Genomic DNA, 18,622 nt, shown 5'->3' on the forward strand with positions numbered 1-18,622 from the left:
CGGCTTTCGAAAAGGGTGTACCCACGTTGTCCTCGCCAGTTCTCTCTGGTTCTTACGATCTTTCTTCGCTCGGCTGGAACGACTCTCTCGCCGCCGAGCTCCCCGCCGGTACGATTCCCGCCCGAGTGGCCCGCGTCGACCGCGGCGCCGCCGAGGCGCTCTGTGCCGACGGCCATCTGACGGTCCACTACAGCGCGCGGGTACGGCGGGCCGCCGCGGCCGACCCGGTGGCCCTGCCCTGCGTGGGCGACTGGGCCGCGCTCCGGCGGTTGCCCGAGGGGCGTTTCGAGCTCGACGCGCTCCTGCCGCGCCGTACCGCCTTCGTCAGGGGAGGGGTGGGCCGCACCTCGCAGGGCGGGCTGTCCGGCGACTCCCAGGGGCAGGTCCTGGCCGCCAACGTCGACGTCGTCTTCGTCGCCGAGCCCGCTCTGCACGCCACCGACACCGCCGACCTGGGCCGGATCGAGCGGCTGCTCGCGCTGGCCTGGGAGAGCGGCGGGCAGCCGGTGGTGCTCGTCACCAAAGCCGACCTCGTCGGTGACAGCCTCGACTACCTGATGGGCGAGGTCGCCGCGGCCGCACCAGGCGTGGACGTCCATGCGGTCTGCTCCCTCACCGGACAGGGCGTGGACATCGTCCGCGGCTACCTGGGCGGGACCCGCACCGCCGTGGTGCTGGGCGCCTCGGGCGCGGGCAAATCCACCCTGGTCAACGCGCTGGCGGGGGAGGCGGTGATGGAGACCCAGCAGGTCCGCGCCGGGGACGGCCGGGGACGGCACACCACCGTGCACCGTGAGCTCATCCCGCTCGGCGGGGGCGGGCTCGTCATCGACACCCCCGGCATCCGGCGGATCGGCCTGTACGACATGGGCGAGGGCGTGGACCTGGTCTTCTCCGACATCGAGGAGCTGGCGGCGCGGTGCAGGTTCGCCGACTGCGGGCACGACAGCGAGCCCGGTTGCGCCGTCATCGCCGCGATCGAGGACGGCACGCTCCCCGAGCGGCGGCTGGCGAGCTGGAACAAGCTCCAGCGGGAGGCCACCTGGATGGCGTCCAGGACCGACGCGAGGCTCCGCAAGGAGCTGCAGAACAAGTGGAAGGTCATCCACAAGGAGATGCGGAAGCCCGGCCGTAACCGTCCCTGAGATGTGGGTATGACCGCTATGTGAGTTATGTGACAGTATCCCCGGTCCGGAAGGGGCCGGGCTCATGAGCGGTGACCCGGGAGTGCGCCTGCCCTTCGCCGGCCGGGCGGAGGCGGGCGTCCTCCTGGGCGAGAGACTCTCGGCCCTGGGGCTGGAGGACCCGATCGTGCTCGCGCTGCCGCGCGGGGGAGTGGAGGTGGCCGTTCCCGTCGCGGTGCGGCTGGGCGGCGTGCTCGACGTGCTGGTCAGCAGGAAGATCGGCCATCCGGCCAACCCGGAGTTCGGGGTGGGGGCGGTGGCCGAGGGCGGTGAGCCCGTCTTCGACGAGGGCGTGCTGGCACGCCTGGGGCTGACCGAGGAGGACCTCGCCCACGTGGTCGAGGCGGAGCGCGCCGAACTGGCCCGGCGCGTCGAGGTCTACCGGAGGGAACGGCGGCTGCCCGCGCCGGGCGGCAGGAACGTGGTCGTGGTCGACGACGGGCTGGCCACGGGCGTCACCGCCCGGGCGGCGCTGCGCGCGGTCGGGGCGGGGCGTCCCGGGCGGCTGGTGCTCGCCGTCCCGGTGGCGGCGCCGGAGACGGCGCGGGCCATGCGGACGGAGGCCGACGAGGTGGTGACGCTCGCCACGCCTCCGGACTTCTACGCTGTGGGACAGTGGTACCGGAGGTTCGACCAGCTCGGCGACGCCGATGTTCTCGACCTGCTCGACACCTGGGCCCGTGCGCGGGACAGCGTGTGATCTCGCAGGAACGTCAGCGAGATCACACGTGCGGGGGAAAGCCGGGTGGAGGTTTGTTCAGGCGACGGCGCTGATGCCGGCGCTGGCGGCGCGGCGCATGCGACGGCGGCGCTCGGAGGCGCGCTCGTCCTCGTTCAGGCCGCCCCAGGTGCCGTACTTCTCCGGACGGGACAGCGCGTAGTCAAGGCACTCGGCGCGGACGGGGCACTGGCCGCAGATGGCCTTGGCCTTACGCTCGCGGATATCACGCTCGGGCTGACGCTCGCCATCGGGACCGAAGAAGAGCACAAGGTCCTCGCCCCGGCACGCGGCGTCATCCTGCCAGCCCCAGCTGGGCCGAGGCCGGGCGGTCTGCCGACGTACCTGAGACATGAGAAAACCACCTTCTAGTGAGAAGTATTTCGGGTTACTACCGCATTGGACGTTTTTGACATCCTTGGAGCCAACGCGTGGACCGGCCGCGATGTTCCCTCTGTCAGGTCAACACGGGCGTGGCATACCGCACAGGCAAAAGCCTGTCCAGCGAGACCAGCCGATAGGTGGTGATCGTGTCGGCGCAAGCCGTACCACATGGCGTCGTGAACGTCATGGGTTCAACCACTACCCGAAAACGGGCGCCGTCACCGAGCACGATGACTTCGGTGGCGGACCCGTCCGACCTGGAGGACTCCACGGCCACTCCGCCGACCGAGAGCTCACCCGTGTGGGCACGGACGAAATGCTCGGCGGCTTGCAATGGCTCAGGGATGCCTGCGCGTCCCCGGAAACGGTCGAGGATGACCTCGCCGGACCGGTACGCGTTGGCTGCTGCGATCGCAGCAGCCTGAGACATGCTGCCGTAGTAAAGGCCGTGTGGCAAGCACACCAGATTGGCGGCGTAGCGATCGCCGCCAACATGTGATGTTTCCCATACTCTGTCCGGCAAAACCTCTGCCAGGGAACGAGCAAGGGGAAGTCCAATGCGGGCGCAGCACGCGTTGCGCTTGGCGTGCGTACAGACCAGAAAAACCGGCTCACTCACAAGTATGCAGGACTCGGGGAGCACTCCGGCCACCAGAGCGTCCAAGTCAAGATCGTCCGGGTCGGCGAGCCAGGCCTCGGCGATCCAGGGCTCGGCCGCCGTGGAGTCGGCGACCATGACGTGGACGCCGTCCCGCGCGGGGCTTCTCCGGTCGGTCCTGCGGATCAGCTGGGGGCGGATGCCGAGGCGCGTCGCCCGTTTGATAAGGGTGTGAACGTCCTCGGGGAGGACGCAGTCCTCCAGGTGGGAGGCCCACGGTCCGGAGTGCTCGATGAGCAGCCAGAACCGGGCGCCGACCGTGGCACTGGCGTACACGGGCACATCGCCGGTGTGGCAGCCCGAGGGGTGCGTGCATCCCTTGGCCGCCCTGCCGGAAACGTTCACCGTGCTCACACACCCTCCCTATCCAGACTTAGGTAAGACTAACCTAAGGGATTCGAGGGCATGTCGTAGGGGGGGCGGGATGGATGAAGGCATCCCGCGCGTGCCGGGTCTAATCCCGGTAGGTCAGCGCAGCCTCCGCCGCGGGCAGGGCCGCCTCCCGGTCCCGGGGGACGAGGCCGATCCGGGTCCTGCGGTCCAGCAGGTCGGCGGCGTCCAGGGCTCCCTCGTGCCGGACCGCCCACACCAGCTCGGCCACGGTGACCCCGGTCGGCAGCGTCTCGGCCAGCGCCGGATCGGAGAGCGCCAGCGCGTGCACGCCTTCCGCCTCGCCTCCGTACCGCTCCACCAGCCGCGCGGGAGCGTCGACCCCCGGATGGAGGACGCCGACCAGGGGCAGCCGCGCCGTACGGCTCCCGCCCGCGTCCAGGCCGCGCAGCCGGACGGCGTGGTCCACCGCGTCCTCGGCCATCCGCCGGTAGGTGGTCAGCTTGCCGCCGACGACCGTGACCACCCCGCCGGGGGAGGTGAGCAGGGCGTGCCTGCGCGACAGGTCGGCGGTACGCCCCTCGGCGGCCAGCAGCGGCCGGAGCCCGGCGAAGGTGCCGGCCACCTCCTCGCGCCGGACGGCCGTGCCCAGCACCGAGTTGAGCACGCCGAGCAGGAACGCCACGTCCTCCTCCGGAGCCTCGGGGACGTCGGGGACCGGCCCCTCCACCGGCTCGTCGGTCAGCCCGACGTAGATCCGCCCGTCGGCCTGGGGCAGCACCAGCGCGAAGCGGTTGCCCTCGCCGGGGATCGGGACGTGCAGGCCCGCCTTCAGACCGGGCAGGGTCTCCGGCCGGAGCACCAGGTGGGTGCCGCGCGAGGGACGCAGCCGGAGGTCCGGGTCGAGGCCCGCGGCCCAGACCCCCGCGGCGTTGATCACGGCTTTCGCCCGGATCGTGAAGGTCTCCCCGGTCAGCTCGTCGCGGACCAGTGCCCCGTCCCCGGCCAGCTCCAGCGCGCGGCACCGGGTCAGGACCCTGGCCCCCTGCGCGGCGGCCGTCCTGGCCAGCGCGACCACCAGCCGGGCGTCGTCGACCAGCCGCCCGTCCCAGGAGAGCAGGGCCCCGCGCAGCCCGCGCGGGTTCAGCGGCGCGGCCAGCTCCAGCGCCCGGGAGGCGGAGATCCGGGAGGGGCCCGGAAGCAGTCGGCGCGGCGTGCGGGCGGTGGCGCGCAGTCCGTCGCCCAGCCGGTAGCCGGTCATCACCAGCGCCGCCTGGGCTGTGGAGACCTCCGGGGTCAGCGGAAGGAGGTACGGCTGGGCCCGGACCAGGTGCGGGGCGGTGCGGCGGAGCAGCACGCCGCGTTCGACCGCGCTCTCGTGGGCCACCCCGAGCTGCCCCCTGGCGAGGTAGCGCAGGCCGCCGTGGATCATCTTGGAGCTCCACCGCGAGGTGCCGAACGCCAGGTCGCAGGCGTCGATCGCGGCCACCGACAGGCCGCGGGAGGCCGCGTCGAGCGCCGCCCCCGCCCCGGTGGCGCCCAGCCCGACCACCAGCACGTCGACGGCCAGGCCGCCGGCCAGCTCGGCGAGCTCGCGGGAGCGGCGGGCGGCGTTGAGGGAGGATCTCATGGCGACAGGTACCTCTCCAGAAGGGTGGCGAGTTCGGCGTCCAGCTCGCCCTCGGTGACGGGGCCGAGCATGGTCGGCCCGGAGAGCAGGAAGGACTGGGCGGTCAGCAGCACGGCCCTGGCCATCGCCTCGGGCTCGCCCGGCCGTACGGTGCCCTGGTCCTGGCCCCGTGCGATCCCCAGTTCGATCAGGGCGAGCATGGCGTCGTGGCTGGAGCCCCGGCGGTCCAGCAGGTACGGCAGGAGCAGCTCGGGGTCCACTTCGACGATCTTGCGCCAGAGCGGGTGGCCGCGCAGTGCCCGCACCACCCCGACGGCGGCGGTGACCGGGTCCTCTGTGGCGAAGCCGCCCGCGACGAGCACCCACTCGCGGGTCATCAGGTCGGCGACCAGACTCCGCACGTCGGGCCAGTGGCGGTAGACGGTCATCCGGGAGACCCCGGCCCGGCGCGCCACGTCGGTGAGAGTGGTGCGCCGCACCCCGACGGCGAGCACCACCTCGCGCGCCGCGTCGAGGACGGCGTCGCCGTGCCCCCCGCGGCTCTCGCGCTCCCCGTGGCCCCTGTGCGCAGCGTTCCGGGGTTCGTCGGGGTCCTCGCCGCCATTGCTGACCGTATTGTGACGAATGGACGTCATATGTCACAGTGTAGGGGTGGAAACTCATCGTGCGGAAGCGGTAACCCCGGAGAACCTGACGACCCCCAACACCCCGGCGACTCCGGCGACCGCCGCGGAACCCATGCTCTGGTCCGGCTGGGGCGACCCCGCCAGAGCCGCCGACCTGCCGGAACCGGTCCGCAAGCTGCTCCAGGAGATCCTGGGCGTGCGCGCGCCCGACGCGCCCGCGGTGAGCCTGGGCGAGGTGCGGCTGCCCGCCGCGGCGCTCCCCGCGGCCGTCTTCGCCGAGCTGGAGTCCGCCGTCGGCGCCGGGAACGTGCGCTCCGGCGAGGAAGCACGCGTCCGCCACACCCGGGGCAAGTCCACCCCCGACCTGATGCGCATGCGCGCCGGGGACGGCTCCGACGCCCCCGACGCCGTGGTGCTGCCCGGCTCGCACGACGAGGTGCTGGAGCTGCTGCGGATCTGCGCCGCGAACCGGGTCGCGGTGGTCCCCTTCGGCGGGGGCACCTCGGTCGTCGGCGGGCTGACCCCGGTACGCGAAGGGTTCACCGGGGTCGTCGCGCTGGACCTGGCCCGGCTGAACCGGCTCGTCTCGGTGGACACCGAGTCGATGGTCGTGGAGGTGGAACCGGGCCTGCGAGGGCCGCAGGCCGAGGAACTGCTGGCCGCCCACGGGCTCACTCTGGGGCACTTCCCCCAGTCGTTCGAATACGCCACGCTGGGCGGTTTCGCCGCGGCGCGCTCCAGCGGCCAGGCCTCGGCCGGGTACGGCCGCTTCGACGACATGGTCGTCGGGATGACCGTGGCCACCCCGCGCGGGACCCTCGACCTCGGCCGCGCGCCCAAGTCCGCGGCCGGACCCGACCTGCGCCAGGTGATCCTCGGCTCGGAGGGCGCCTTCGGGGTGATCACCTCGCTCCGGCTCCGGGTGAACCGGATCCCCGCCGCGCGGATCTACGAGGGCTGGCGCTTCGCCTCCTTCGCCGAGGGCACGGCCGCGTTGCGCCGCCTGGCGCAGGACGGCCCGCTGCCGACCGTGCTGCGTCTGTCGGACGAGACCGAGACGATGATCGGCCTGGCCAAGCCCGGGGAACTCGGCGGCCCGGCGACCGACGCCGGCTGCCTGGTGATCGCGGGTTACGAGGGCGAGGCCGCCGAGGCGGCCGGGCGCCGCGAGCGGGCCGCCGCGGTCCTGGCCGGGCTCGGCGGGACCTGCCTGGGCGCCGGCCCCGGCGAGTCCTGGGCGCACGGCCGCTACTCGGCCCCCTACCTGCGCGACTCCCTGCTCGCCGCCGGCGCCACGGTGGAGACCCTGGAGACGGCCGGGTTCTGGTCCGGCCTGCCGCGCCTGTACGACGCCGTGCGGCTCTCGCTGCACGGCTCGCTCGGCTCGCCGCTGGTGATGTGCCACATCTCCCACGTGTACGGCACCGGCGCCTCGCTGTACTTCACCGTCGTCACGGCCCAGAGCGGGGACCCGGTCGGGCAGTGGGAGGCGGCCAAGCGCTCGGTCAACGAGGCGATCGTCGCGGCGGGCGGCACGATCTCCCACCACCACGGCGTCGGCCGCGACCACCGCGACGCCTACGCCGCCGAGATCGGCGAGCTGGGAGCGGAGGTCCTGCGAGGGATCAAGGAGCGCCTCGACCCCGAAGGCGTCCTCAATCCCGGCGTGCTGGTCCCCTGAGGCCCGGCGCCCGCCGGGAGGCGGTCACCCGGGCGCGCCGGCCGGATCGGACGACCCTCAGAAGACGATCACCTGGCGGACGGCCTCGCCGGTGTGCAGGCGGTCGAAGCCCTCGTTGACCTCGTCCAGGGTCAGCCGGTGCGACAGCAGCGCGTCCACCGGCAGGACCCCGGCCCGGTACATGTCGATGAAGCGCGGCACGTCCCGGCGGGGCACGCACGAGCCCAGGTAGCTGCCCCGGAGCGTGCGCTCCTCGGCGACCAGGCTGAGGGCGGGCAGGACCAGCTCGCGGGAGGGGTCCGGCAGGCCGACGGTCACCGTGGTGCCGCCCCGGGCCGTGGCCCGGTAGGCCTGCTCCAGGACCGGGACCACCCCGGTGGTGTCGACGACCTTCTCGGCCCCGCCGCGGGTGATCTCCCGGACCGCCTCGACGGCGTCCGGGCCGCCCGCGACGGTGTGCGTCGCGCCGAGCTTGCGCGCCAGCTCCAGCTTGGACTCCACCACGTCCACCGCGACCAGGGTCGCCGCCCCGGCGGCCTTCGCCGCCAGCAGCGCGGCCAGCCCGACCCCGCCCAGCCCGAACACCGCGACGCTGTCGCCGGGCGCGACCTGCGCGCTGTAGAAGGCGGCGCCCGCGCCGGTCAGCACGGCGCAGCCGAACAGGGCGGCGATCTCCGCGGGCAGCTCCGGATCGACCTTGACCGCCGAGCGCGCCGAGACGACCGTGTACTCCGAGAAGGCCGACACGCCGAGATGGTGCCAGGGGCGGCCGCCCTCGGCGTCGGCGAAGCGCAGCCCGCCGCCGAGCAGGGTGCCGCTCCCGTTGGCCGCCGCACCCGGCTCGCACAGCGCGGGACGGCCCCCGGCGCAGCGAGGGCAGTGCCCGCAGGCCGGGACGAAGGCCAGCACCACGTGGTCGCCGGGGGCGAACTCGGTGCCCTCGCCCGTCGCCACGACCTCGCCGGCGGCCTCGTGGCCGAGGGCCATCGGCAGCGGCCGGGGGCGGGAGCCGTTGATCACCGAGAGGTCCGAGTGGCACAGCCCCGCCGCCCGCACCCGGATCAGCAGCTCTCCGGGGCCGGGCGGGTCGAGTGTCAGCGGCATGACCTGCAGGGGGCGCGAGTCCGCGTAGGGGGCCGGGCGGCCCGCCTCCACCAGGACGGCCGTACGGGTGGACGTGCTCATTCGTCGATCACCAATTTCTCCATGGCGGCGCGCAGCGGCGCCGGGATCTCGGCGGGCCTGCGGGTCTCCCGGTCCACGAAGACGTGGACGAAGTGGCCCTCCGCCACGACGGTCGCGCCGTCCTCGCGGAACAGGCCGAGCTCGTAGCGGACGCTGGAGCGGCCCAGCCTCCCGATCCGGAGCCCGACCCGGACGGCCTCGGGGAAGGAGACCGAGGCCTTGTAGACGCAGTGCGACTCCACGCACAGGCCGATGGCGTCACCCCCGTGGATGTCCAGGCCCGCGGTCCTGATCAGCCACGTGTTGATCACCGTGTCCATCAACGAGTAATGGACGGCGTTGTTCATGTGGCCGTAGACGTCGTTGTCCTTCCACCGTGTGGGGACGGTCTCCCAGTGCGCGTACACGGACAGAACTATATTCCAGAGCTGTACGGCGGTCGCGCGGGGCTGGGATGATCGCCTCTCCGGCAGGCCGGGAGGGGAGCACCGATGGGCGGACGCGGCGCCGTTCACCTGGCGAGGGCGCAGGCGGCGGGCCGTCGCGCCGGACGGCGGCCGCCCCCGTGGGCCGCCCGCGGGGGAGCGGCGCTGGCGCTGGCGCTGGCCGCCGCAGGGGCGTTCCTCTGGGCCGACGACGGGCCTCCCGATCCGGTGGAGACGGTGTTCGCCGACGACTTCGCCGCGGGGACGAAGGGCTGGACCGGCACGCCGGGCGGTACATCCGAGCCTTCCGGACTCCCCGCTCCTCCCGCGCCCTCCGGCGCCGTCTCCTCCTCCGGCGCTGCCGGTCCCCCCGGCGCCGCAGGCCGCGGCCTCCGGCTGACCGCCGGCGCCGCGGCCCCCGACCGGCTCGCGCTCGCGCCGCTCACCGCCGCCCCGCCGGTGACCGCCCTCCTGAACGTCCGGATGCGTGTCCACGAGGCGGGGAGCGGCGGCCGGGCCGGGCTTTCCTGCCGCTCGGGCCCGGGCGGCAGGAACGGCTACGACCTGTTCGTGGAAGGCGACGGGAGGGCCGTGATCGCCAAGGTGGCCGGCGGGGTCCAGGTCTCCCGCCTGGCGGTGGCCGGGCAGGCGCCGCGACGGCGGCTGGACGAGCCGGGCCGGGCCGTCGACCTGGAGGCGGTCTGCCTGACGGAGCCGCGCAGGACGCTGCTGACGCTCTGGGTGGACGGCAGGCGCGTGGCCGACGCCGTGGACGGCGGCGCGCCGTTCCCGGTGACCGCGGTGGGCGTGATGGCGGGGCGGGAGCCGGAGGGCGGGACCCCGACCCGGGTGGACTTCCACGACTTCCGCCTCAGCAGGTTCTGACCGGGATGCACGCCGTGCCCGGAAATTGCCGTGATTTGCCGTGTAATCAGATTTCTCGTTCCATCAGATGATCGTTCCAACCTAGGATCGTCCGCTGTGATGGCATACGGACTTCCCCCGGTCCTCGCCCTGGAATCCGCCGACCCGGTCGAGCTCGGCCCCTACCGCGTCGCCGGGCGTCTCGGCCGGGGCGGCATGGGCACGGTCTATCTCGGCGAAGGTCCCTCGGGCCCCGTGGCGATCAAGGTGATCAACCGCCACCTGGCCGCCGACCCCGAGTTCGTGGCGCGCTTCCGGAGCGAAGTGGCCGCGGCGCGCAGGGTCAGCCGCTTCTGCACCGCTCCGGTGCTCGACGCCAGACTGGAGGGCGAGCCGCTCTGGGTGGTCACCGAGTACGTCGCCGGTCCCGATCTGGCCCGGCTGCTGCGCGAGCAGGGGCCGCTGACCGGGTCCAACCTGGAGGCCCTGGCGGTCGGGGTGGCGGCGGCGCTCACCGCCATCCACGGCGCGGGGGTGGTCCACCGCGACCTCAAACCCGCCAACGTGCTGCTCTCCCCGCTCGGCCCGCGGGTGATCGACTTCGGCATCGCCCGCGCCCTGGACGCGGGCCGGGGGCAGACCGTCACCGGCAAGATCCTCGGCACCCCGGAGTACATGGCGCCGGAACTGGTCTCCGAGAGCAGGTCGGGCCCGCCCGCCGACGTCTTCGCGTGGGGCTGCGTGGTGGCCGCCGCCGCGACCGGCGCCTCGCCGTTCGCCTCCAGGACCGTGCCGGAGGCGCTCTACCGCGTGGTCCACGACACCCCGAACCTGGACGGTCTCGACCCGGACCTGCGCGGCCTGGTCGAGGCGGCCCTGGACAAGGACCCGCTGGCCCGGCCGTCGGCCATGGACCTGCTGTCGGGGCTGGTCGGGCAGAAGGAGGCGGCGGACACCGTCAGGGTGGCGGGCACGGTCCGGCTCGACCTCTCCGGCCTGGTCGCGCCGACCGCCCGCGTGGCCGCGGGAGAGGAGCCCGCCGGGCGCTCCCGCCTCCCGCGGCGGCCGTACCTGGTGGGCGGCGCGGTGGGCGGGGCGCTGCTGCTGGCGGCGGCCGGGGTGCTCGGCGTCCGGGCGCTGTCGGAGGGACCGCCCGAGATCACCGACGTGCTCTACCAGGACGACTTCGGCAACGACACGTCCGGCTGGTACAGCGACGGCACCCGGGTGGACACGCGGCAGGGGTACACCGGGGACGGCCGCTATACGATCTCCACCGACTCCACGGAGTACTCGCGGCTCGGTGCCGCGCCGGTCAACGCCGAGTCTCCCGAGCACGCCCTGGTCAGCGCCAAGATCGATATCGCGGCCGGGACCCCGCACAGCGCGTGGGGCGGGGTCTTCTGCGAGTACAGGCTCGACGACAAGCACTTCTCCTACTACATCGCCGAGGCCCGTCCCGACGGGCGCGCGCGCATCCGCAAGGTCACCGAGACGACCTCCCTGGACCTGACGGCCGACACCGTGGTGCCGGATTTCAAGAAGAACGGGGCGGTGCTGCGGGCCGAGTGCGAGCGGGGCGGCGATCAGGTGAGGGTGGCCCTGTGGGCGGGCGACGCGCCGGTGGCCGAGGTCGTGGACGAGGAGGCCGCCGGCGCCAAGGGGAAACCCAAGTTCGGGCTCTCCGCCAGCAAGTGGACCGGAGCCGACCAGGACACCCGCGTGTACTTCGACGACTTCCGGATCGGCCGACTTCCATGAGCGACACCCCCCGGAACAGCCGCATGATCGCGGAATCGCGGCCAGAATACTGACCATGGTGGATGTCGGGCAGGCAGCGGAGCGCGGGCGTGAGGTCTCCTCCCGGGTCTCCGAGGAGGGGGCGGGCTGGGACTGCGTCGAGATCGGCACGTTCAAGGACCTGCGGCCGCACCGGGAGTCGTTCTCCTGGCTCAACCTGCGCACGCTCTGGCGCTCCCGCAACGAGATCCTCGCCGGGCTGTTCGGCGACCCGTCGGGGCAGGTCCGGGCACGCTGGGTCGGGTCGCAGCGGGACCGGGGCATCGACCCCTCCTTCCGGATCCCGATGGACGTCGGGGAGGAGTTCTCCTTCCTGGTCCTGGGCGACACGGGGGAGGGCGACGCCTCGCAGTACGCCGTGGTCCCCGGCATGCTCAAGATCGGAGATGACACCGACTTCGCGGTCATCGCCAGCGACGTCATCTACCCCACCGGCTCCGGCAACGAGTACGACGACAAGTTCTTCCGCCCGTACCAGGACTACCGGGCGCCGATCTACGCGATCCCCGGCAACCACGACTGGTACGACGGGCTCGGCGGCTTCATGCGCGTCTTCTGCGACGCCGAGGCGCTGAAGGCCCGCGAGGAGGGGTTCAAGCTCTCGCCGTCGGGACTGCGCGGGCTGCTCTGGCGCAAGCCCGAGGAGATCGACGAGGCGCGGCTGTCCAGGGCGCGCGAGCGCCGGTCGCTGCCCGGGCAGCGGGCCGTCCAGCCGGGGCCGTACTGGGCGATGGAGACCCCGGGCCTGCTCATCGTGGGTGTGGACACCGGCATCCGCGGCGACCTCGACCGCGAGCAGGCCAACTGGCTCAGGGAGGTCTCGCGCGACCCCCGGCCGAAGGTGCTGATCACCGGCAAGCCCATCTACACCCGCAACGAGTACAAGCCGTCGAAGCTGGAGGGCGGCGGCACGATCGACGACGTCGTGCGCGACCCCCGGCACAACTACGTCGCGGCCATCGGCGGCGACGTGCACAACTACCAGCGCTTCCCGGTCAGGGTCGGCGACCGGACGATCCAGTACATCGTGGCGGGAGGGTCCGGGGCGTTCACCCACGCCACCCACACCATCCCCAGGATCACCGTCGGCGGCGTGGCCGAGGACGACTACAAGTGCTACCCGCTCCGCGGCGACTCGTTGTCGTTCTACAGCAAGCTCTACAGCCGGCGGCTGCGCATGCGCTGGCTCTACCTCACGCCGGACGAGGCCCTGTGCCTGATGTCCAGGCGCGTCGGCAACACCCCGCCGCGGCCGATCGCCGGGGTGCGGATCACCCGGCGGATGCGGTGGGCGGCGCGGTTGCTCGGCGCCTGGCCGCTGCCGCTCCGGCTGCCGGTGGACAAGGTCTTCCACCGCTACCTGTCGGAGTTGTCCGACTGGGACGAGCCGCCGTTCTTCAAGAGCTTCCTGCACGTGGCGGTGACGCCGGAGACCCTGCGGATCCGCTGCTTCGCCGCGACGGGCTGCCTGCCCCAGGAGATCGAACCCCCGCTCGAAGACGAGGTCTGCATCCCGCTCGCCTGATCGAAACCGTCGGTGGCCCGTGGCACGCTGGGGCCATGAACGTGGTGGTCGTGCCGGGGGCCGACGGAGGCGGCCTGCTGCGGCCCGGCGGGCGCGGGGCCGTGGCCGTCACGGACCTGGCGGCGGCCGTGCGGGAGCTGGAGGCCGGCGGCGGGGCGGGTCCGGAGCGCGATGAGGCCGACGGGGGCGCGAACGGCGGCGTGAGCAGCGGTGCGAACGGCGCGGGGCCGCCGCGCTGGGTCTGGGCCGACACGGGGGAGGTCTATCCCGCCCTGCTCGCCCGAGGGGTACGGCTCTCGCGCTGCCACGACCTCGCACTGACCGAGGGCCTGCTCCTGGCGTACGAAGGCCGTTACGGCGAGCCCCGTTCGGCCCGGGCGGCCTACGCCCGGCTGCACGGCCTGCCGGTCCCGCAGGACCACCACGCGCCCGAGGCGCGGCAGGCCACGCTGTTCGAGGAGGAGCCCGACCCGCTGGGCGCGGAGCAGGCCGGGGAGGTCCACGCCGACCAGCTCCGGCGGATCGGGGCGCTGCCCGACCCGCACCGGTTCCGGCTGCTGGTCGCGGCCGAGTCGGCCGGGGCGCTGATCGCCGCGGAGATGGGCCACGACGGCATGCCCTGGCGGAGGGCCGAGCACGACGCGCTGCTGGCCGAGATGCTCGGCCCGCGCCCGGTGCACGGCATGCGCCCGGCCAAGCTTCAGGCGCTGGCCGACCAGGTCGCGGCCGCCTTCGGCACGGCGTTCAACCCCGACTCCTCGCAACAGATCATCAAGGCCTTCAAGTCCGCCGGCCTGACCCTCTCCTCGACCAGGGCCCACGAGCTGCGGCGGCTCGACCATCCCGGTGTCGCGCCGCTGCTGGCCTACAAGGAGCTGGCCAGGTTCCACAGCTTCCACGGCTGGGCCTGGGCCGATCAGTGGGTCCGCGACGACCGCTTCCGCCCGGAGTTCGTCGTGGCCGGCGTGGTGACCGGCAGGTGGGCGACCAGCGGGGGCGGCGCGCTGCAGATCCACAGGGCCATGCGCAGGGCCGTCGTGGCCGACGAGGGCTGGACGCTGGTGGTCGCCGACGCCGCCCAGCTCGAACCCCGGGTGCTGGCGGCGATGGCCGGGGACGGCGGGCTGGCCCGGGCGGCGGGGCAGGCCGACCTCTACCGGGCGCTCGCCCAGGCGTTCGGCGGCGAGCGCGACCATGCGAAGATCGCCATGCTCTCGGCGATGTACGGCGGGACCAGCGGGGACGCCCCCAAGCTGCTGGCCGTGATGCGCCAGCGCTTTCCCGCCGCCTACCGGTTCGTGGAGGACGCGGCCCGGGCGGGGGAGGAGGGCAAGCTGGTCCGCTCCTGGCTGGGCCGCACCTGCCCGCCGCCCTCGGCCCGCTGGAGGGAGCTGGTCTCCGGTCCCGAGGGCGGCCGGGCGGCCCGCGACCGGGGGCGCTTCACCCGCAACTTCGTGGTGCAGGCGACCGCCGCCGAGTGGGCGCTCGCCCTGATGGCGGTGCTGCGCGGGCTGCTGCCCGACCCTGCCCGGCTGGTGTTCTTCCAGCACGACGAGGTGATGGTGCACTGCCCGGCCGAGCAGGCGGACGAGGTGGTCGCAGCGGTCGGCCGGGCCGCCGAGGAGGCGAGCCGGCTGCTGTTCGGCCCGACCCCGGTCCGCTTCCCGATGGAGACCGCCGTGGTGCGCTGCTACGCCGACGCCAAGTGATGCCGTGCCGGGCCGGCGGGGCGGGGCCGGGCGGCGGTCAGCGGCGCAGGACCAGCCAGACGCCGGCGGCCGTCACCATGACGGCCACGGCCGTGCCGAGGGTGCCGTAGGACAGAGTCTCCACGATCACCCCGGCCGCCACCGTGCCGGTCGCGCCGCAGGCGTTCATCACCAGGTCCGACAGCCCCTGCACGGCGGGGCGCCGCTCCAGCGGCACCGACTCGGTGAGCATCGCCGATCCGGAGACCAGGCCGCAGGACCAGCCGAGTCCGAGCAGCACCAGCCCGGCGGTCACCTGCGGCACGCCGTGCTCGCCCGCCGTACCGGCCAGGACGGCGGCGGCGAGCAGCAGCGCCATGCCGAGCACCAGCACCTGGACCCGGCCGATCCGGTCGGCCAGCCAGCCGACCACCGGGGAGAGCACGTACATGCCGACGACGTGGAGGCTGATCACCAGGCCGATGACCGTGACGCCCGCGCCGTGGTGGTCGAGGTGGATCGGGGTCATCGACATGATCGACACCATGGCGGTGTGGCTGACCGCGATCGCGGCGAGCGCGCGCAGCGCGGCGGGGGACTCGCGCAGCGAGCGCCACGCGGCGCGCAGCGCGCCCTCGGCCTTCGCAGTTCCGGTCTTCACAGGGCCCAGCGGGCTCCCGTCCTCCGGGGCGACGGCCGGCTCCGTGCCCTTGAGGTCGGCCGCCGGGACCGCCGCGGCGCCGTCGTCCACCGCGGCGCCGTCGTCCGGAGCGGCACCGGTCCCGGGGGCGGCGCCGCTCCGGGGGACCCTGCCGGGCCCGGAACCGGTGATCGAGCGGGCCAGGACCAGTGGGTCGGGACGCATGCCGATCATGATGATGCCCAGGGCGAGGGCGAAGGCCAGCAGGGCCAGGACGAACGGGCCGGTGTAGTCGGCCAGGCCGAACCGCCGGCCGAGGCCGTCGGCGGGACCGGCGAGGTTGGGCCCGGCGACCGAGCCGATCGTGGCCGCCCACACCACCCACGACAGGTGGCGGGCGGAGTGGCCGGGCGGGGAGAGGTCCGTGGCCGAGTAGCGCGAGGCCAGGTTGCCCGCGCTGCCGCTGCCGAACAGCACCAGCCCGGCCAGCAGCAGCGGCCAGGACCCGGCGGTGATGGCGAGCACCGTGATCAGGCAGCCGAGAATCGCGCAGGTGTAGGCCAGGGTCAGCCCGGTCCGCCGCCCTCCCCTGCCGGCGGCCTTGGCCGTGGGCAGCGCGAACAGCGCGGCGCCGAGCACGGTCGCGGTGCCGGCCAGTCCGCCGATCGCCTCCGAGCCGGAGAGCTTGGTGACCACCACCGAGCTGAGCGTGAACCCCACGGCGACCCCCATCCCGCTGGTGATCTGCGCGGCGGTCAGAACACCCAGGGTCCGCCGCTGCACGGCGGTCACGGCTGGAGCACTCATGGGGGACAAATCAGTGTTCGCCTGGGTCGCGGTCATGCGTGAAGTCTGCCATCACCCGTGATCACAACCCATGCGGGGTACCGGTATAACCCCCCCTCGGGCCGCGCCGTCAGGGCGTGGGGTCGAAGGTGCCGAAGAACGCCTCGATCAGCCCGGCGCTCTTCTCCCAGTCGATGTCCTTCACCCGGACCGCGATCTGGTAGGCGCTCTCGCCGTTCACCGCCACGTAACGGGTCAGCCCGTGCATCGGCACGACGCCGTCGACGTAGGTGTACTCCCAGTCCGCGGCCTTCCATCCGCCGTAGGAGACCGGGGCCACGCCGACCTCGGTGTACTCCTCCAGGCCCGCCTTGTCGACCTTGCCGAGCGCGGCCACCGGGTCGGCGACCGGCACCTCGGTGACGACGATGCTCCGGCCGCCGCTCTTCGGCCCGGAGAAGGTGACGGTGCCGTCGTCGCTCGCCTTCACCGTCCAGTTGTCGGGCACCGCGCCCGAGATGCCGCCTCCGCTCAGCTTCCTGAACCCCTTGGGGATCACGCCGTCCCTGCGCGAGGACGGCACGGGGTCGGCGGGTGCGGAGATCGCCGGTGCCGACGTGCCGGTCTCGGGGGCGGACGAGTCGCCGGGCAGCAGGATCAGCAGCGCGGCGACGACCACGCCCACCGCCCCGATCCCGGTCACCAGGAGCAGGCGCGGGGTCGGGCGCCCGTCGCGCATCCAGTCCTCGCCGGAGGAGCTCCTGCGGCGCGCGCTCCTGCGGCTCTCGGAGGTCGCGGTATCCCGGAACCTCCCGGCCCGCCGGGGCCCGGTGTCCAGAGCCTCGCGGGCGGAGGCAGTGGGGGGGAGGATCGGTGCCGGGGTGCCGGGGGCCGCGGCGGGCCGGGCGGTCGCGTTCGGGGAGATCTCGCCGGAGGCGCTGCGCAGCGGGTCGAAGCTGCGCATCGGGTCGAACGGGTCGGCGCCGGCGGTGCCGAACGGATCCGCGCCGTTCGTCCCGAACGGGTCCCCCGAGGCGCCGGGACCGGCGGCCCGGCCCAGCTCGGCGGAGGTGCTGCGCAGCGCGTCGTAGCCGCGCCGGTGCCCGCCGGAGGGGATGTGCGGGACGTCGGCCACCTGCCCGGAGGTGGACAGCAGGTCGGTGCGGTGCGCTCCCGACGGGCTGGACAGCGCGTCGTAGCCCACGGGGTGGCCGCCGGAGACGCTGCTCTGCGGGTCGTACGGCACGCGCACCGGGCCCGAGGGGGTCTCGATGATCCGGGAGGGCATCGGGCCGGACGGCGGGTCCAGCGGCGGCATGAGGTGCATCGGCATGGAGTTGCCGGGGACCGGCATCACCGTGGGCACCTGGGAGTTGGGCCCCCGGTTCGGGGTGTTGGAGCCGTGGCTGCGCAGCACCTGCTCCAGCATGTCGGAGACCTGGGCCGCGGAGATCCGGTCCGCGGGGTTCTTGCGGAGCAGCCCTTCGATGATGCCCGCCAGCGCCCCGGCGCGCAGCGGCCGGGCGGGCTCCTGGGTGAGGATCGCGCCGAGGACGGCCATCGCGTCGGGTCCCTCGTACGGCGGGCGGCCCTCGACCGCCGCGTACAGGGTGGCGCCGAAGGACCACAGGTCGGCGGCCTGAGTGATCGGCTGGCCGGAGAGCCGCTCCGGCGGGATGTAGGCCGGAGAGCCCATCAGCAGGCCGGTCTGGGTGATCGTGACGTCACCCTCGATGGCGGCGATGCCGAAGTCGGTGAGTACCACCCGGTCGGCGGTGAGCAGCACGTTGCCCGGCTTGATGTCGCGGTGCAGGATCCCGGCGGCGTGCGCGTGGCGCAGCGCGTCCAGGACCCTGATGCCGATCTCGGCGGCCTGGGCCACCGGCAGCGGCCCGCTCTGCCGTACGGCCTGCTCCAGAGACCAGGCGCGGACGAGCTCCATCACGATCCAGGGACGTCCGTCCTCCTCGACGACGTCGTGGACGGTCACGATCCCCGGATGGCTGATCCGGGCCGCCGAGCGCGCCTCGCGCATCATGCGCCGGTGCGCCACCTGCTTGCCGGCGTGGTCCAGGCCGTAGGGAAGGATCAGCTCCTTGACCGCGACGTCCCGGTCGAGCAGCACGTCGTGCGCGTGCCAGACCATGCCCATGCCGCCCCGGCCGACCGGCGACATCAGGCGGTAGCGCCTGCCCACCAGTCTTCCCTGTCCCTCCGGTGCGGTCCCCGTGATGTTCGCACCTTCCGGTCCAGGGGGTACCTTGCCGATCAAGCGGTCCGCCGACATACCCCGCCCCCATGTCCAGCCCTATTTGTGAGGTTGAACACGATATATGGCTCACATTCGGTAATGGAAGCTGGGGCATGGAGAAAGCGTTGCAGGATATTTGTCAGAGGCTGATGTTCTTTGTGTGACGACGGCCGCCGGGCCGCCTCTGACATGGGCGGACGCTGAGCGCCGCGGACGCCCTCCCGGGCCGGCCGCGCTTTATCGGAAA

General features: G+C 73.5%; 15 protein-coding genes. 7 read left to right on the forward strand and 8 right to left on the reverse strand.

From position 1 onward, the window contains the following. Nucleotides 1-125 precede the first annotated feature (125 nt). Both rsgA and HS041_RS24235 read left to right on the forward strand, forming a co-directional pair. Nucleotides 126-1,145, forward strand: coding sequence for a ribosome small subunit-dependent GTPase A (gene rsgA / locus HS041_RS24230; protein ID WP_307845443.1), 1,020 nt, complete (start codon nt 126-128; stop codon nt 1,143-1,145). Between the two features lie 64 nt (nt 1,146-1,209). Further along, nucleotides 1,210-1,884: a phosphoribosyltransferase gene (locus HS041_RS24235; RefSeq protein ID WP_196443099.1), complete on the forward strand. Its 675-nt coding sequence runs from the start codon at nt 1,210-1,212 to the stop codon at nt 1,882-1,884. A 57-nt stretch (nt 1,885-1,941) separates the two neighbouring features. On the opposite strand, the gene HS041_RS24240 is transcribed toward HS041_RS24235, so the two are convergent. From HS041_RS24240 to HS041_RS24255, 4 genes are all read right to left on the reverse strand, one after another. Further along, the gene (locus tag HS041_RS24240) at nt 1,942-2,256 is read right to left on the reverse strand and encodes a WhiB family transcriptional regulator (RefSeq protein ID WP_184943121.1); all 315 of its coding nucleotides are present in this window, start codon (nt 2,254-2,256) and stop codon (nt 1,942-1,944) included. Nucleotides 2,257-2,359: 103 nt separating this feature from the next. Beyond that, nucleotides 2,360-3,298 (reverse strand): sucrase ferredoxin, encoded by a 939-nt coding sequence (locus HS041_RS24245; protein ID WP_196443100.1) that lies wholly within the window; start codon nt 3,296-3,298, stop codon nt 2,360-2,362. Nucleotides 3,299-3,398: 100 nt separating this feature from the next. Further along, a complete protein-coding gene (locus HS041_RS24250) occupies nt 3,399-4,904 on the reverse strand; it encodes a glycerol-3-phosphate dehydrogenase/oxidase (protein WP_196443101.1) in 1,506 nt (501 codons plus the stop codon). Continuing rightward, the gene (locus HS041_RS24255) at nt 4,901-5,539 is read right to left on the reverse strand and encodes a TetR/AcrR family transcriptional regulator (RefSeq protein ID WP_196443102.1); all 639 of its coding nucleotides are present in this window, start codon (nt 5,537-5,539) and stop codon (nt 4,901-4,903) included. The genes HS041_RS24250 and HS041_RS24255 overlap by 4 nt, the downstream gene beginning before the upstream one ends. A 103-nt stretch (nt 5,540-5,642) precedes the next feature. Here HS041_RS24255 and HS041_RS24260 point away from each other — a divergent pair, with 103 nt between their 5' ends. Beyond that, on the forward strand, nt 5,643-7,211 hold the full coding sequence (locus tag HS041_RS24260) for an FAD-binding oxidoreductase (RefSeq protein WP_196443531.1): 1,569 nt from the start codon (nt 5,643-5,645) through the stop codon (nt 7,209-7,211). Between the two features lie 57 nt (nt 7,212-7,268). On the opposite strand, the gene HS041_RS24265 is transcribed toward HS041_RS24260, so the two are convergent. Next, complete coding sequence (locus tag HS041_RS24265) at nt 7,269-8,396, reverse strand: zinc-dependent alcohol dehydrogenase family protein (protein ID WP_196443103.1); 1,128 nt, start codon at nt 8,394-8,396, stop codon at nt 7,269-7,271. Continuing rightward, nucleotides 8,393-8,803: an acyl-CoA thioesterase gene (locus HS041_RS24270; protein WP_196443104.1), complete on the reverse strand. Its 411-nt coding sequence runs from the start codon at nt 8,801-8,803 to the stop codon at nt 8,393-8,395. The genes HS041_RS24265 and HS041_RS24270 overlap by 4 nt, the downstream gene beginning before the upstream one ends. A gap of 84 nt (nt 8,804-8,887) precedes the next feature. Here HS041_RS24270 and HS041_RS24275 point away from each other — a divergent pair, with 84 nt between their 5' ends. From HS041_RS24275 to HS041_RS24290, 4 genes are all read left to right on the forward strand, one after another. Next, nucleotides 8,888-9,706, forward strand: a complete 819-nt coding sequence (locus tag HS041_RS24275; protein ID WP_196443105.1) for a hypothetical protein — start codon at nt 8,888-8,890, stop codon at nt 9,704-9,706. Nucleotides 9,707-9,805: 99 nt separating this feature from the next. After that, a complete protein-coding gene (locus tag HS041_RS24280; protein ID WP_196443106.1) occupies nt 9,806-11,446 on the forward strand; it encodes a serine/threonine-protein kinase in 1,641 nt (546 codons plus the stop codon). Between the two features lie 55 nt (nt 11,447-11,501). Next, on the forward strand, nt 11,502-13,010 hold the full coding sequence (locus HS041_RS24285; protein WP_196443107.1) for a metallophosphoesterase family protein: 1,509 nt from the start codon (nt 11,502-11,504) through the stop codon (nt 13,008-13,010). A 35-nt stretch (nt 13,011-13,045) separates the two neighbouring features. Beyond that, nucleotides 13,046-14,719 (forward strand): bifunctional 3'-5' exonuclease/DNA polymerase, encoded by a 1,674-nt coding sequence (locus HS041_RS24290; RefSeq protein WP_196443108.1) that lies wholly within the window; start codon nt 13,046-13,048, stop codon nt 14,717-14,719. Between the two features lie 37 nt (nt 14,720-14,756). Here HS041_RS24290 and HS041_RS24295 read toward each other — a convergent pair whose 3' ends face one another. Both HS041_RS24295 and HS041_RS38610 read right to left on the reverse strand, forming a co-directional pair. Continuing rightward, nucleotides 14,757-16,181: an MFS transporter gene (locus HS041_RS24295; RefSeq protein ID WP_196443109.1), complete on the reverse strand. Its 1,425-nt coding sequence runs from the start codon at nt 16,179-16,181 to the stop codon at nt 14,757-14,759. A gap of 73 nt (nt 16,182-16,254) precedes the next feature. Then, nucleotides 16,255-18,321: a serine/threonine-protein kinase gene (locus HS041_RS38610; RefSeq protein ID WP_307845444.1), complete on the reverse strand. Its 2,067-nt coding sequence runs from the start codon at nt 18,319-18,321 to the stop codon at nt 16,255-16,257. Nucleotides 18,322-18,622: the final 301 nt, after the last annotated feature.

This window comes from Planomonospora sp. ID67723 (assembly GCF_015711605.1).
Lineage (GTDB): Bacteria > Actinomycetota > Actinomycetes > Streptosporangiales > Streptosporangiaceae > Planomonospora_A.